This window comes from Anabaena sp. UHCC 0187, assembly GCF_009712035.1.
In the GTDB taxonomy this organism is placed as follows: Bacteria; Cyanobacteriota; Cyanobacteriia; order Cyanobacteriales; family Nostocaceae; genus Dolichospermum.
This window is the reverse complement of record NZ_VILB01000007.1, coordinates 34177-50012: the sequence shown is the minus strand read 5'-3', so window position 1 is coordinate 50012 and position 15836 is coordinate 34177. Positions and strand designations below refer to the sequence as shown.

Sequence of the window (15836 nt, the reverse complement as noted above, 5' to 3'; positions counted from 1 at the left end):
AATCTCCAAAAATCTGTTCACAATACTCAATTATGGATAATTGGTAATTGGTAATTGGTAATTGGTAATTGGTAAAATTCTTAACTGACTCGGTGATTTCTCAGTTGAGGACAAAATTTAATTTCTCTAGTAATTCTTGATTGGTGTAGGGTTTTGATAAAATGGCTGGAACTTGATTTTCATTATTTGCTTCTAACATATTCTGTATATCGCGGCCACTACAAGCAATTATTGGCACTTGAGGGTTAATTTTTTTTAAACTCCGAATGGCAGCAGTTCCATCCATTTCAGGCATCATCATATCCATCAATACTACTTTGATTTGATCTTGGTATTGGGCATAAATACCAATTGCTTCCCTACCATTTATAGCCGTGATAGTTTGATAATTGTAGTTTTCTAAAATTGTTTTTGTAACTTCCAGAATTTGCGGTTCATCATCTACTACTAAAATTAGTTCTCCCTGTCCTTGACAGGGTTCTTCATGTTCGGGTTCTAAAGGGGTAATTTCTTGGTTTACCGATGGTAAAAATACCTGAAATTTGCTGCCTTTTCCAACTTCACTATCAACGTTAATAAACCCGTTGTGATTTTTAATAGTTCCGATTACTGTTGATAGTCCTAATCCTGTTCCTTCACCAATATCCTTAGTAGTAAAAAATGGCTCAAATATTCTCTCTCGTATTTCGGGTGACATTCCTTCCCCTGTATCACTAACAGTAATAACAATATAATTCCCCACTTGGGCATCAGAATCTATCCGTGTCATCTCTTCATCAATATACAAATTGTCCGCAGAAATAGAGAGATTTCCACCGTTTGGCATCGCATGACCAGCGTTAATTATTAAGTTTATTAATACTTGTTCCAATTGGTTCTTATCCCCAGATACTGTCCATAATTTTGGCGGAAGATTGGTAGAAAATTGGATAGATTTAGAAAATGAAAATGTTTCTTTAGCAATCTGGATAGTATCCCTAATTAAATCATTAAGGCTCTCCTAGACTTCGTTTGATAAATTAATACTAAAAAATACCTAAAACACCTGATATAACTAGGTTTCGCTAAAATAGAATCAAAGATTTAATAAAAATATGCTTTCTAATTCTTGAATCCTCTATGACGTAAGGATTTAACCTGATATCAAGTATTATTTTTCTATAACTAGTCTAGGAGAGCCATCATTAATCTGTATAATCGTATATTTAATTTCCACTCCCTTAGCAAAGGATAACAGTTGTTTCACTAAAGCTGCCCCTTTTTTAGCATTCTCTTCAATGATTTGCAGATAATTATCTTTGTTTGAGCAAGATTTACTTTGAAGTAATTGAGCATATCCTAAAATCGGTGTCAAGTTATTATTAATATTGTGGGCAATACCACCAGCTAAGGTAGCTAAACTTTCTATTTTCTGAGCATGAATAAACTTCTCTTCTAACCGTTTCTTTTCTGTAATATCAGTGTCTACAGTCAAAATAGATTTAGGTTGTCCGTCAGCATCTAACATTAATGTCCAGCGGCTTTGAACAATAATTTTCTGGTTTGATTTTGTATTTTTGTGTAACTCACCTTGCCAATTTCCAGTTTTAACTACAGTTTGGAGAGCTACTATCTCTTGTTGATGGGAAGTTGAATTGTAGAAAATATCCTTGGGGTTCTTACCCTTTATTTCCTCATTTGTCCAACCATACATCCTTTCTGAACCCTGATTCCAAAAGATGATTTGAGATTCAAAATCTCTCACAAAAATACTATCGGTGGCAATATCTAAAAGAGCAGCTTGTTCATATATTTTTTGTTCTGATTGCTTGCGTTCAGAGATATCTCTAGTTGTGCCAATCATCCGTAGTGGTTGACCGTTTTCGTCATAGTGGACTTTTCCTCTAGAACTCAACCAATGTAGGCTACCATCACTCCATATTACCCGATACTGACAAGCAAAATCAACTCTTTGCTCAATGGAGTAATTCACACAGTCACGAAAACACTGACGGTCTTCAGGATAGATTAAATTGAGAAAGTCTTCAATACTGGGACAGAAAGTATTAATAGGTAAACCATACATTAAACCTATAGTAGAAGACCAGAGGGTTTCATTGGTTTGGATATTCCAATCCCATATCCCAATACTACCGGCTGCCATTGCTAAGGTAAGTCGTTCTTGACTTTCTTCTAAGGACTCTTGAATCTGTTCCCGTTCAATGATTTCTTGTTGTAACTGCTCATTGGCAATTACTAATTCTGCCGTGCGTTCTTTTACCCGCATTTCTAAAATATCACTATCTTCACGAAGTGCTGCTTCTAATTTTTTGTGAACGCTAATGTCAGATATTGACCAGAGAAAACCAGTGCAGTTACCTCCTTTATCTTTTAACGGATTTACTCTCAGACTACTAGGAAAGGATGAACCTTTGCGAGGCTGTAAATACATTTCCCATTCCTGTAAATCTTGTAATTTATTTAAACGGGATACAAAGGAGGAACGGTATTTTTCACCAATAAAAACTACTAATGGCTTACCAATCAGCCAATTTTGACGGACAGATAACAATGATGATGCGGCATGATTAGCCTGTTGAATAATACCGAAAGTATTAGTTACTAAATAACCATCAGGTGCAAATTCAAATAGATTTTGATAACGCAATTTATCTGCTTCAATAATTTCCCTAGAAAAGATCAGTTGTTCATTTTGTTGACGCAGTTCTTCTTCCGCAATTTGCAATTCTTCTAAAGTTTCCTGAAGTTCCTGATTAATTTCTGGATTACAAGCAACTTGTTTTTTCCCCCATTGTTGTAAATGATTATGAGTTTGCCAACGGATTACTTCTAATTTTTGATTAACTGGTTTGTGTTCTGTGTTCAACTCTAGCAAATTTTCCTGCAATGCCTCAAGCACACCAACCATGGTTTCTACATCTAAGGCTTGTAGTAAGTTTCTTTCATTGACAATGCCAATTAAGTTTTCTTCGTCATCTACTATTGGTAAATGCTGAATACAATGTTGCTGAAAAAGTGCAAATGCTGTTAGAATATGCTCAGATGCTGATTTTTTGAGAGTAATTAGTGGCTGAGTCATTACGACCGCCATTTTCACCGCTGATAGGTTGGTATTTAAGCCGATTACTCTCAATACATCTTTAATAGTAAATATTCCTAGTAACTGCTTTCCCTCTACTACTAAAATACAGTCATTTGCTTCTTTGATCGGGTTATTAACTGTAACGTTCTGATCTGGTTGTTGGTTCATCAAATTAATAGCATCTATCACATAACTATCAGGACTAATAGTTAAGGGAAAATAATTAATAATTTGATTTAAATTAGGTAAATTAATAAATGGTTGGTTAAATCCGTCAGTTAAGGTGTCCAATTGCTTCCTCTGATTAATAGATGCGGCTGTAACTAATTTTATACTTATAAAACTCTGCTTTCTCAGTAGTTAATAAATTTGATAGATATAGATAGCAAGGGTTTAGGGCATTTAGAAAAATTGCTTTTATCAAAAAATTAAGTACGATGGCACATATTCATAGCTGGTAATATTAATATTATTTAATTTTAAAGCATTTAACTAGATTTTACCCTGAAAGTTTTATCTATAAAATTTTAATTTTGTAAATATTTCTAATAGTGAGTATTCACAATTACTATATATAGTTTTGTAAAGCTGCTTGCTTACCAAGAATGTAAAGCCCGTAGCTGGGGTGTTTTCTTGACTTGATGGGCTTGCATTCTGGTGAGGACATCATCTAAAATCCCCACGGCTTCGAGAATATAAGCACCCTTATTGAGCATAACGCATTCTGCTCGTTCTGACATAGCCGCATCAGTGATTTCTGCGCGGGAAGGTATTCCATGTTTGACGAGATTCTCTAATACTTGGGTTGCCCAAATCACGGGTATATGGGCAGCTTCACATAACCATAATATTTCCTCTTGAATTTCCGCCAGCCGTTGATAACCAATCTCAATGGCCAAGTCCCCCCTCGCAATCATAATCCCAAAAGGTTGTTTACCTGCGGCTTGAATAATTAATTCTGGAAGGTTACTAACAGCCAGGGGTGTTTCTATTTTAGCAACTATGGCAGGAGTGGGAGAATTTTTTGGTAATCTTGTTGCTAATTCTTGTTGTAAAAGCCGAATATCTTCAGCAGTTTGCACATAAGAATAGCCGATAATATCAACTTGATTAGCGTGGGTGGTAATAAAGTCTAAATCCCGTTGATCTTTTTCTGTTAAAGCACTTAAATGTAAATCAGTGTCAGGAAAGTTGATGCCTTTTTCTGGTAATATTTTTTCACCTTTCAAACGGGCATGGGTGACTTTTAACCATACTCCCTGGGATGTAATTGACTCCACACAAGCACCAATACGACCATCATCAATCCAAACTATTGTGCCAATTTTCAGTTGTTTTAAGACTTCGGGAATCGTGCAACTAACTTGGAAAGATTCAGAATTAATAGTTGTGGGTAAATCGTGGGTGAGGAGAAGAGATTCACCTTTAAATATTCGTTGTTTGGGGCTGGGGGCAAGGGCAAATTTAATTCTGGTTTTCGGACCACTCAAATCCATGAGAATTTTGCAGGAAGATCCTAATTCTAATTCTGCTTGTTTAACATTATTAATCATCGCTAACCATTCAGCAGAGGTATCATGGGCGCAATTAATTCTCACACAATTTGTCCCTTGACCAATTATATCCCGCAGGAATTCATAATTAGTCGCGGCTTCAGTTGGTAACGTCACCATAATTCTGACTCGACGGTTATCGAGGGTATTACCAAATAAATCTTCGGTATTTTGTTGCAGTAAGCGATCGCCTACAAAAAATGCTTCCAAAGGTGGATGTATAATGATAGAATCTTGTTCTGTGCGACAAACTGCCTGTAATGTGGCAATCACAGCATCTAAGGTAGGTAAAACCTTAGCTTCTATCCTCCCTAAAGACGACAAACCCCAAGGCATTAAAGCCGCTTGGAGTTCTCGTAAATCGTGTCTTCTCAGTGCCAAATAATAGGCAAGATTTAAACTACTTTTAATAAAAGATTGTCGGTGAATTTGCTTTTTCCATCTTTGAAATATTTCCCTTCCTTCCTGATCAACAGATTGACGAAGTTCTTGTAATGTGGTAAGCAAAACACAAGGATCTGAGAGATCCAACTCTACATTTTTTGTTTGCATATTGGTTGGTGGTTGGTGGTCAGTTGTCAGTTGTCAGTTGTCAGTTGTAAAACTGTTACCTATTACCTATTACCTATTACCTATTACCTATTACCTATTACCTATTACCCAATCCCCAATCCCCAATCCCCAGTCCCCAGTCCCCAGTCCCCAGTCCCCTATTCTCCTTTTTCTGCTGAGGCAATTTCTAACATTGTCTTAATCACAGAATCAGGGTTAAGACTAATAGAATCTATGCCTTGTTCAACGAGGAAACGGGCAAATTCTGGATAATCGCTGGGTGCTTGTCCACAAATACCAATTTTGCGGCTATTTTGTTTCACAGTAGTTATGGCTTTGGCAATTATTCTTTTTACAGCTTCATTGCGTTCATCAAATAGATGGGCAACTAATTCAGAATCTCGATCTAATCCTAAAGTTAATTGGGTTAAATCATTAGAACCAATGGAGAAACCGTCAAAGACTTGGCTAAATTCATCAGCTAATAAAACGTTACTGGGTAACTCGCACATGACGTAAACTTCTAAGCCATTTTCACCTTTGACTAAGCCATTTTTTGCCATTTCTGCTAATACCCGTTTTCCTTCTGCGGGAGTGCGACAAAAGGGAACCATGAGAATCATATTGGTTAAACCCATTTCTTCTCGTACCCGTTTCATTGCCTGACATTCTAATGCAAAACCTTCACGATAACGAGGATCATAATAACGAGAAGCACCACGCCAACCAAGCATGGGATTTTCTTCTTTGGGTTCAAATTGTCTACCACCTAAGAGGTTGGCATATTCATTACTCTTGAAATCAGATAAACGGACAATTACAGGTTTGGGATAAAATGCTGCGGCAATTGTGCCTATACCCTGCGCCAATTTAGCAATAAAGAATTCGGCTTTGTCTTCATATTGTGCCGTTAATTCGCTAATTTTATATTTGGCCAGTTCGTCTTCTAATTCATCAAAATGTAATAATGCTAAAGGATGGGCTTTAATATGGTTAGCAATGATAAACTCCATTCTCGCTAAACCAACACCATCATTAGGAATTGCAGTCAAACCCAATGCTTCTTCAGGATTACCCACATTCATCATAATTTTGGTGCGGGTACGGGGTAAGTTATCTAATGGTAATTCTTGAATTTCAAAGTTTAGTAAACCTGAGTAAACTTGACCTGTTTCCCCTTCTGCACAACTGACAGTAATCTCTTGTCCAGTTTCTAAAACTGTAGTCGCATTCCCACAACCAACTATAGCAGGAATACCCATTTCTCTGGCAATAATTGCCGCGTGACAGTTACAAACAACTACAGGAGTATATTTATCCGTAAAAACCAGATAATTATGATGATCCGCAACAGTAATATTATAAACTTCAGCGTCTACTGCATCTGCAACTTTAACAACTCGTTGCATTCGCAAATCACCTGTTAAAAGGTCTGTAAATTGACTTGTTTCCCGCAATTGTTTATCGGAAATCAATAAATTTTTATCTTTTCTAAGTTTGATTTGTCCGGTAACATTGTTAGCAAATAGTTGATTAGTAGCAAAAAACCGGGTTTGAATAGTTCTGGAAGTAACTTCTCCCTTAACTCGTTGGGTATATTCTAAAATTTGCTCTAATTTTTCTACAATTTGGACATTGTAGATATGACGATTTTTGGTAACTTGAGGAACAGTATTAATTTTCAAACAAGCAATAATCACAGCTTGTAGTAAGTTCTCTTCAGAGATATAGATGTTAATGCGATTATTAGCATAGCAACCATCACCATCAATTACACCCCCTAAAAAGTGATAAGCAACTTCTGAAGTGTTTTCCAGGAGAATTTGGGTAATCTGTTGTTCTTTTTGTTTTAAGTCGTAAGCTATAGCTTTAGAATAAACACGGTAAGCTGTAGCTTGTCCTTTTACCTGTTTTCCTCGGATATAACCTGAAGATACTGCTTTCTCACAAGGAGTAAAAGATTTACCATAAACAGCATTCATTTTGTCATTCATCGTAGCTATGAATGCTTGTTTTTCTGGTAAACATTTTTGAATAAACTGGACTTCCCCATGAGTTCGACTAGTGTAAATTGAACCGTCTGTGATGATTCCCCCAATCAGATAAGCTAAATCAGCTTCTTGATTTTTGTTGTCACCCAATGTGGGAATATTCTGAGATACAAGCACCATTTCCTGAGTATCTAACATTTCTTGAATCTCAGTTTTGGTATATTCACCATTCCGCAGGTTGACCATTTTATGATCAGGAGTTAATCGCAGAATATTATCTGTAACTTTCCCAGTTTGAGATACACTCACACCAATTGTTTTAGATGTCCGTTTCATGGCATCTGTAATGGGTTTCCATTCCATTTGATGGGTTTTGGTGTTGAGGGCTAAAGTTGATAATCCTTGATATCCCTGTTCATAAATTTGCTGAATGGTCATAAAACCTTGATTGGTGAGAATTTTTGTCTCTCCATCAAAACAAGTCCGTCCCCCAGAGTTAGTGACAATAGCACTAGCTTTTTTCATAATCGGTTCCCAGTCGGGGTCTGTGCGGTTAGTAACTAACACTTCTCCGGCTTGAAATAGATTAATATCAGGAACATCTAGAATAACTCTAGCGTTACCTTGACCAATCATTTCGCCAACGCTGCGACCTGTTAATAAAACTTTACTTTTTTCCTTGAGTTGATAACTTCTGAGGACGGTTTTTGATTTTTGCGATTGAACTGTTTCTGGTCTTGCTTGGACAATAAATAACTCTCCCGTTATCCCATCTTTTGCCCATTCAATATCCATTGGTGTGGTTATTCCCCGGACTTGGGAATAATGATCTTCAATGATACAAGTCCATTCCGCTAGTTGTAAGATTTCTTGATCATTCAGGGCAAATTGATGACGTTCAAGTTGAGGAACAGAGATATTTTTGGTTAATTTTGATCCGCCTAAATCATAAACCATTTTAATTTCTTTTGTCCCCAACCGTTTTTGGAGAATGGGTTTATATCCTTGTTTTAAAGTTGGTTTAAATACTAAATATTCATCTGGATTAACTGCACCTTGGACGATATTTTCACCCAAACCATAAGCAGCGGTAATTAACGCGGCATTTTGAAAACCTGTTTCGGTGTCAATGGAAAACATGACTCCAGAAGATGCTAAATCAGACCGGACCATTTTTTGGACACCGACTGATAAGGCTACTTCAAAATGATCAAAACCTCTCATTTGTCGGTAGGAAATTGCCCTGTCTGTAAAGATAGAAGCAAAGCACTTATGACAAGATTCTAATACGCTTTTAATGCCATGAACATTCAGGTAGGTTTCCTGTTGTCCCGCAAAACTAGCATCTGGTAAGTCTTCTGCTGTGGCACTGGAACGAACAGCTACATCAGTATTAACACCGTATTCTTGACATAAACTTTGATAGAATTGAGCGATCGCTTCTTGCAATTCTAGCGGAAATGGGGTTTCTAACATTAATGATCTGGCCTGTTTGCCACATTCTTGCAGATTATCCATATCTTCCACATCTAAGTCTGCAAAAATCTTTCTCAGTTTTGCTTCTAAACCAGCCGCAGTAATAAAGTATCTATAAGCATAAGCAGTAGTCGCAAATCCCGTGGGAACTTTCACCCCTTTACAACTTAGTTGTTGAATCATTTCCCCTAGAGAGGCGTTTTTACCACCGACTAAGGGAATATCTGCAATTCCAACCGAATTAAAGGGTAATACTAAAGCTTCTTGGGTAATTTGGCTATTTTCTTGGTTGCGTTTAATTTCTAGCATATTCTGAGATTCCTTAAATATTTACGGTTATTTAATTCAGAACCTTTGAATGAGTTTTTCTTTTCTTAACCCATTCTATTTATGCACGGACAGTTTGAGGATCTTGTGAGGATATATAGCAGGAAATAGGGAACGGGGAATAGAGAATAGGATTTACTACCAGATGTCTAAGCGGAATCCTATATTTAAGATTACTCTACTTTAGAGTGTAAATAAATGTAGAGGTAATATAGCGAAATATTACGTAATATATTGTTCCTGTAAGTATCCTCACAACTTCCTCATACTTGAGAGTTAAACTTAGCCAATATACATAACAAGTTTTAATTTATCTCAATTCATTACATGACCACATTTAGCCAAACATTTTTAATAAAAGGACTTGAAACTATTATGCCTAACTGTCCTTGCTGTTCTGACTCTCTCTTACACCATATCCGTGGTGCTGAAAATTACTGGTTTTGCCGGAGTTGTTGGCAAGAAATGCCAGTATTAACCCAACGTCACCCCGCTGAAGTCCCAGCACCCATTTTGGCAAACTTAGCTAAAAAAATCTTCAGACCGGAACATCATTTAAGTTCTTATCGGTTCAATCAGCCAGATTCTTTACAATCGAGATTAGAAGGCAAGTGGGATCGAGATGTTGTTAACAACGTGCCTACAGAAATTTGATCCGGTAATTTATTTTGCGCCATCCGATGATAGAATCAGCCCAGCGCAATTGGCGTGACTCAAGTTTTGAGGATTGAGTTACAATGATCTAATCAGATGCCAGGTGATAGGAAACAGTTGACAGGTAAGGAATTTATCAATAACAACTGACAACTAACAACTGACAACTGACTCATCCTCTTGAGTTTCTGTTAAAAATAGTTATATACATAAACCAGATTCGAGATTGCCTACGGCACGCTAAGTGAACAGGACGACCTATAGAATGACCTCAGAACAAGTAATTAGACGTTCCGATATATTAAACACTCAGGTAATCACCCGCGATAATGGCAAGCGGCTAGGTATCGTGAGTCAAATCTGGGTTGATGTTGATCAAAGAGAAGTGGTGGCGCTGAGTTTGCGAGATAGCCTGATCTCTATTTCTAGTCTGCCTCGCAATATGTATCTCAACACCATTAACCAAATCGGTGATGTCATCTTAGTTGATAACGAAGATGTCATCGAAGATGTGGAAGTAGAGATTCTCAGTAACCTGATGAACTGGGAAGTAATTACAGAAACAGGTGAAGTTTTAGGTAAGGTGCGGGGATTTAAGTTTAATGGCGAAACGGGTAAAATATACTCTATAGTTATTGCCTCCTTGGGATTACCCCAAATTCCTGACCAGTTTTTGAGTACCTACGAACTATCCATAGATGAAGTTGTCAGCACAGGTCCAAGTCGGTTAATTGTTTTTGAAGGTGCTGAAGAAAGAGTCAACCAGTTAACCGTAGGCGTTTTAGAACGGCTGGGCATTGGTAAAGCCCCTTGGGAAAGAGACGCAGAAGAAGAATTTGGCTATACTGCCCCCCGCACAGTTGCACCTAGCAATCAATTACCTAGCGGTGTTCCCCTGCAACCACCCCGGCCTAAAGTTCGCATTCCTGAACCCATAGCCCAGGAAGAAGAATGGACTGAAGACTATATTGAAGAAGAAAGACCCCAGCGCCAAGTCATGAAAGCCCGTTCCTATGAGTCAATTCAGTATGAAGAAGACGAAGAAGATAACTGGAGTGATGCAACGGTAAGAGATAGTTATCAGGAAGCACCAAGATACGAAGCCAAACCTGCCAAAAAGACCTACGCAGATCAGTATGATGACTATGATGATGATCTAGAAGCTGATGCTTGGGATGATGCACCCCAACCCGTGAATATTCCCAAAAAGGTCAAGGAACGACAAGTAGAATACGAAGAAGAAGGCGGATATTAAGTTGAGTAAACCCCCTCTACTATAAGTACAGGGGGTTATTTTTTGTCACTTTTGCGATTATACCAACTGGGCAGTTACAGCGATTTCCAATCATATAAGGTACATCTTAGTCCCCTCATCGCTTGCGGGGAGGGGGTTGGGGGTGGGGTTCTTGTTCCAGGTTTGATGACAATTTGCTGTAGGACATCAAATAAAACTGCGTCCACGACTGGGTTTTACTGCTGACTCGGTGACTCCTGCTATATGCCAATTCTCGATGAAGTCATTTTGACTACAGAATTATCTACCCTTATTTACTTACAGTTCGCTGCTGAAGCAGAACTAACTGTCTTTAAATCTCCCTTAAATACAGATGTGTATTTGAACGGGGATACTGATCCAGGTGTGCAAGTCATGGCCTTTTTATCAGGACGACGGGGACTCCACCAGGAATCGGCTTTTACAGTCAAGTTTGTACCATTCCATGATAATCCTGTCACGGTTAAAGAGTTACTTTTCCCACTGCTTAAGATAGCAGATAGGAATGTAGCATAATTTACATCTCCATTGATAGGATTAATCCGGGCAATAACCGATACTTTTGCACCACCCCCACTACCATAGCTGGATAGCCAACGTCCAGTAGCAAAGCGCCGAAAATCAGCACCAGTTTGAGTACCAGTCGAGGAGAAAACGCCGTATAAAGTCCCGCTTCCATCCCACAGCAATCCGTAACCTCTACCATCGTCACTGGTTGTTTCATAGTCACTACGACACCATTTTTTAACACCATTATCAAAACGGACAATCCGGGGATCTTGATTAAGTGATGTGACTTGCTGATAACCAATATAGATACTAGTTTGACCAACAGTTACTTTTGGTCCATTTTTAGCTTTAATTGTGGCTTCAGTGTCATTACAGGTAAATGTCACACTTTTACCTACTGATGATACCGGAGCAGCTTGGACGGAGGCGTGAGGAGCTAAAGCTATAATCCCTAAATTAGCTGCTAAGATTACTGATAAGCTGGAGACTTTTAGCGCTTTTCCTAAGTTAAGGTTATAAATCATTTTGTTACCTTTTAAAGTTATTGATCTTGTGTAAATCTATAAATTTATTATGTATACAAAATATCTATTTATCTACGGTGTAATTACTGATTTTGCCATTTTTATTAAGGAATTGCGATCGCCTGCTTTCAATCCAATTGTATATTGCACACCCTGGTATTTCCACGTTAATGTTGCATCTGAGCAATTAGCACCACAACGAAAATCCACAAAATAACCAGTAATACCCTGAGCTAACAGTACGGGTTTACCAGTGAGCCGGGGCATTTTGGGTGTTATGGTTTCTCCTGTAATTATACCGAGACGGCAGGCTGTACCACCAGAACAATCAGGACTAAAACCTAGTAATATTTCATATTTATTTTTTGTAGCAGTTTCGATAATGGCGTAAAGTGGATTTTCCCCATCTAACTCACCAATATACTGGGGTAATAATATCTTAATTTGGGTTTTTTGCTTTAATTTGGAGAGAATTGGTTTAAAAACTGGGTGTGGTTGGGAATTTTTCCCTTTTACTTCCTGTTTAACTACCATCTGCGGCTGATTTTTAACAGATGCTATGGCTGTAACTTGAAAGCTGCCAATACAAGTTAAAAAAACTAAGCCAGGGATAATATTGATATTTCTAAAACTATTCATTATGATCAAAAATCTACAATTATCTGCTATACATATTTTTGTGGGTTGGGTATAGCCCACCCCACTAACTATCGAAATTCTACAGTTCCCCAGAATCTCCATCTCTAGATTTAGCTTTGGCTTTGTTAGCGCTGCGTTTAAGAGCAGACAATCTAGCTTCATATCGAGAACGCTGACGTTTGCTAGGAGTGTTTTCCACTAAAGTCTTTAAGGCACTACCAAGACTTTTATAGGCGTTGGGTAAACTATAACCAAAGCGGGTGGCTAGAGCGATCGCTTTTTCGTCAGCATCTAACAATTCTTTAACTTGTTTATCCCCATTATTTTTTTGATATAATCTCCAACCAGAAACGCCACAAAGTGCCATTGCTAATACCAGCAATAAGCCATCCTGTACCCATAATTCACCCACAGCACCACCTAAACCAATGGCCAGTGCTGCCATTTCCCAACCATCTTTGGGAATGGTGTCGTTTTGCACGCGAGCAACTTCGTGCCAGAACAGCAAATTACGCTGATCCATTGCTAAAGCATCCCATTTTACCAAGTCAATTTGAATTTCTACTTGGTCTTTACCAATTTCTTCACAACGAATCAGGGATGGATTAACCTCTGTTGTGCCTTCAACTGTTACCCAACTTTGCAATTCTGGGGGTAATAAGCTTTTTAACCGCCGGAGTTCACTCATTTCTGCTTTAGCAGAGGAGGTTGCATAGGATGTCATAAAAATCCAGCCTTACAAAATTTCAGTATATGATCAGGTTATCACTTTGCAGTTTAGCGATTTCAGTAGTGATCCGCTTTATTCATCGGCAAAACTACCCCGCTTTTTCCGCGCTTCCATGGCTTTTTCTAGGAGTTCTAATAATCCAGGAGCTTGTTCTTGAATACTCAACAATAATCTTTCTCCTAAATCCATATTTCCCGGATCTGCTCCTGTTTCCATCACCTCTTGCAAACGCGGCAGGGCAATGGTATCCACGATTTGGATTAATCCGCTCAGACAACGGTTAAATTGTCTTTCGGTGAGCAGGGAGTCTTCCAGGGGAAATTCGATGATAGCGCGGATTTCACCATCGGATGGATCATATTCCCATTGCAGCATTTTGGTTTCCCAGGAAATGGCCAGCATAGTCTGGAGGATAGCGTCTTTGTGGGGATGGTCTTTTACTTCCGCCAAAACTTGGGGTGCAAATAGCCGGAAAAATTTCCCTTCTTCATCCAGTTGGACAACTATCAGAAAATCCTCGATGTTTTCAGCTTCGACACCTGTAATAATTCGGTCTTCTTCTTCATCAAAACGGTAGTCCCAACCAAGATTATCTAGGTACTTGGCTATTTGTTTGAGATTTGCTGCCATATAAAGCCTCATAAGGAACAGTGGAGAGGCTGTCACCATAAATATTTTAACTTGCTAGGCGCATTTACTCAATTGTTATAGTAATTTCTGCCTTTATATTTAAGAATTTGCGCTGCTGCCTTGGTTGCAAAACTTAACACAGTTGCTAGTCAAGACTTTTTGCCAATATGTATCCGCACTTTGGTAAACTTGAAAACTGAAATAGCTAATCAAACGACGCTAAGACAAGTAATTTAAAGGGGATACTCGTGGAAAATACTCTTGGGTTAGAGATTATAGAAGTAGTTGAGCAAGCAGCGATCGCTTCTTCTAAGTGGATGGGTAAGGGCGAAAAGAACATTGCTGACCAAGTAGCAGTGGAAGCCATGCGCGAACGGATGAACAAAATCCATATGCGTGGTCGCATCGTCATCGGTGAAGGCGAACGGGACGAAGCTCCTATGCTTTACATTGGTGAAGAAGTTGGTATCTGTACTCAACCTAATGCTGCTAGTGTCTGTAATATTGAAGAACTCGTAGAAATTGACATTGCTGTTGACCCTTGCGAAGGTACTAACCTAGTTGCTTACGGTCAAAATGGCTCTATGGCAGTTTTGGCAATTTCCGAAAAGGGCGGTTTATTTGCTGCTCCTGACTTCTACATGAAGAAACTCGCTGCACCACCAGCGGCTAAAGGTCTTGTGGATATCAACAAATCCGCTACAGAAAACCTAAAAATCCTTTCTGAATGCTTAAACCGTTCTATTGAAGAATTGGTAGTAGTAGTCATGGATCGTCCCCGTCACAAAGACCTGATTCAAGAAATCCGCACCGCTGGCGCTAGAGTAAGACTGATCAGTGATGGTGACGTTTCTGCTGCTATCTGTTGCGCTTTCGCTGGTACTAATATTCATGCTTTAATGGGTATCGGTGCTGCTCCCGAAGGTGTAATTTCTGCTGCGGCTTTACGCTGCTTGGGTGGACACTTCCAAGGACAATTAATTTATGATCCAGCCGTTGTCCAAACTGGTTTGATTGGTGAAAGCAGAGAAGGTAATCTTGCCCGTCTAAACGAAATGGGTATTACTGATGGAGACAAGGTTTATAACGCTAATGAATTAGCTTCTGGTGAAACAGTGCTATTTGCTGGTTGCGGTATCACTCCTGGAACTCTGATGGATGGTGTGCGCTTCTTCCACGGTGGAATTAGAACCCAAAGTTTGGTTATTTCTAGCCAATCTAAAACCGCTCGGTTTGTGGATACAGTTCACTTGGTTGACGAACCTCAAGTTATTCAATTGCGGTAGTAATTAGTCAGTAGTCAGTGGTCAGTGGTCAGTAGTCCATTGTTATTAGTAGTCTGTCAAAGTAAATTTGACAGGTTGTGAAAATCTAAAAACTTTGTATTTTAGAGTTTTTGGTCAATTTATATCCGTCAATTAGTTATTGATAGTCTACTAACAACTGACAACTGACACCTAACCAATTACCTATTTAAGAAGTCAGTAACCCAGCCCTAAAGGGACTGGGCTTGTAAGAGTAATCAAGCAAGCCGTACTGACCAGACCACCCTAAGTGTAGTCGAAGGGTAGCCGTTATTTGAGTCACGACACCTGGGAATGCGTAGCCCCTTCGGGGTTCAGCAGTCGCTCATGGGGGAAACCCCCAAGACCGCGCTGCTTCACTAGTTCCCCGCTCTGTCGCTTGTGATTAAACAGTTCTAAGGTCACTGGAACAGTGTTGCCAGCCTAACAAGCTCTTATAACAGGTCTAAGCTAACATTACCCCAGAAATGGGAGGCACATCACGTGCAAAACATTATGCGTACAGAGTTGGAAAATTTGAATCGGTAATTGTCCCGTTGAAAGTACATCACAAAAGTACCCCGAATTTCTCAACTCCAAGGCGGTAATGAA

Annotated in this window: 11 protein-coding genes; 3 read left to right on the top strand and 8 right to left on the bottom strand. The window is 38.9% G+C overall.

Translation table 11 applies throughout. The features are described from left to right. Window positions 1-100: 100 nt before the first annotated feature. The 4 genes from FJR11_RS06535 to ppsA form a co-directional block, all read right to left on the bottom strand. On the bottom strand, window positions 101-931 hold the full coding sequence (locus FJR11_RS06535) for an ATP-binding protein (RefSeq protein ID WP_371417474.1): 831 nt from the start codon (window positions 929-931) through the stop codon (window positions 101-103). A gap of 219 nt (window positions 932-1150) precedes the next feature. Next, window positions 1151-3373, bottom strand: a complete 2223-nt coding sequence (locus tag FJR11_RS06530) for a PAS domain S-box protein (RefSeq protein ID WP_168502901.1) — start codon at window positions 3371-3373, stop codon at window positions 1151-1153. 305 nt (window positions 3374-3678) lie between these two features. Then, window positions 3679-5187, bottom strand: coding sequence for a pyruvate kinase (locus tag FJR11_RS06525; RefSeq protein WP_168502900.1), 1509 nt, complete (start codon window positions 5185-5187; stop codon window positions 3679-3681). A gap of 158 nt (window positions 5188-5345) precedes the next feature. After that, complete coding sequence (gene ppsA, locus FJR11_RS06520) at window positions 5346-8963, bottom strand: phosphoenolpyruvate synthase (protein WP_168502899.1); 3618 nt, start codon at window positions 8961-8963, stop codon at window positions 5346-5348. A gap of 393 nt (window positions 8964-9356) precedes the next feature. Here ppsA and FJR11_RS06515 point away from each other — a divergent pair, with 393 nt between their 5' ends. Continuing rightward, window positions 9357-9635 carry a hypothetical protein gene (locus tag FJR11_RS06515; RefSeq protein WP_168502871.1) on the top strand — a complete coding sequence of 93 codons (279 nt, stop codon included), beginning with the start codon at window positions 9357-9359 and terminating at the stop codon, window positions 9633-9635. Window positions 9636-9900: 265 nt separating this feature from the next. Further along, window positions 9901-10890 carry a PRC-barrel domain-containing protein gene (locus FJR11_RS06510; RefSeq protein ID WP_168502898.1) on the top strand — a complete coding sequence of 330 codons (990 nt, stop codon included), beginning with the start codon at window positions 9901-9903 and terminating at the stop codon, window positions 10888-10890. A gap of 293 nt (window positions 10891-11183) precedes the next feature. Here the strand turns inward: FJR11_RS06510 and FJR11_RS06505 are convergent, their stop codons facing one another. From FJR11_RS06505 to FJR11_RS06490, 4 genes are all read right to left on the bottom strand, one after another. After that, a complete protein-coding gene (locus tag FJR11_RS06505; RefSeq protein WP_168502897.1) occupies window positions 11184-11942 on the bottom strand; it encodes a hypothetical protein in 759 nt (252 codons plus the stop codon). Between the two features lie 72 nt (window positions 11943-12014). Then, entirely contained in the window at window positions 12015-12581 is a 567-nt protein-coding gene (locus FJR11_RS06500) for a hypothetical protein (RefSeq protein WP_174762953.1), read from the bottom strand. 79 nt (window positions 12582-12660) lie between these two features. After that, on the bottom strand, window positions 12661-13305 hold the full coding sequence (locus tag FJR11_RS06495) for a DUF3318 domain-containing protein (protein ID WP_168502896.1): 645 nt from the start codon (window positions 13303-13305) through the stop codon (window positions 12661-12663). A gap of 78 nt (window positions 13306-13383) precedes the next feature. Next, a complete protein-coding gene (locus FJR11_RS06490) occupies window positions 13384-13941 on the bottom strand; it encodes a hypothetical protein (protein ID WP_168502895.1) in 558 nt (185 codons plus the stop codon). A gap of 248 nt (window positions 13942-14189) precedes the next feature. Here FJR11_RS06490 and glpX point away from each other — a divergent pair, with 248 nt between their 5' ends. Next, window positions 14190-15227, top strand: coding sequence for a class II fructose-bisphosphatase (glpX, locus tag FJR11_RS06485; protein ID WP_168502894.1), 1038 nt, complete (start codon window positions 14190-14192; stop codon window positions 15225-15227). Window positions 15228-15836: the final 609 nt, after the last annotated feature.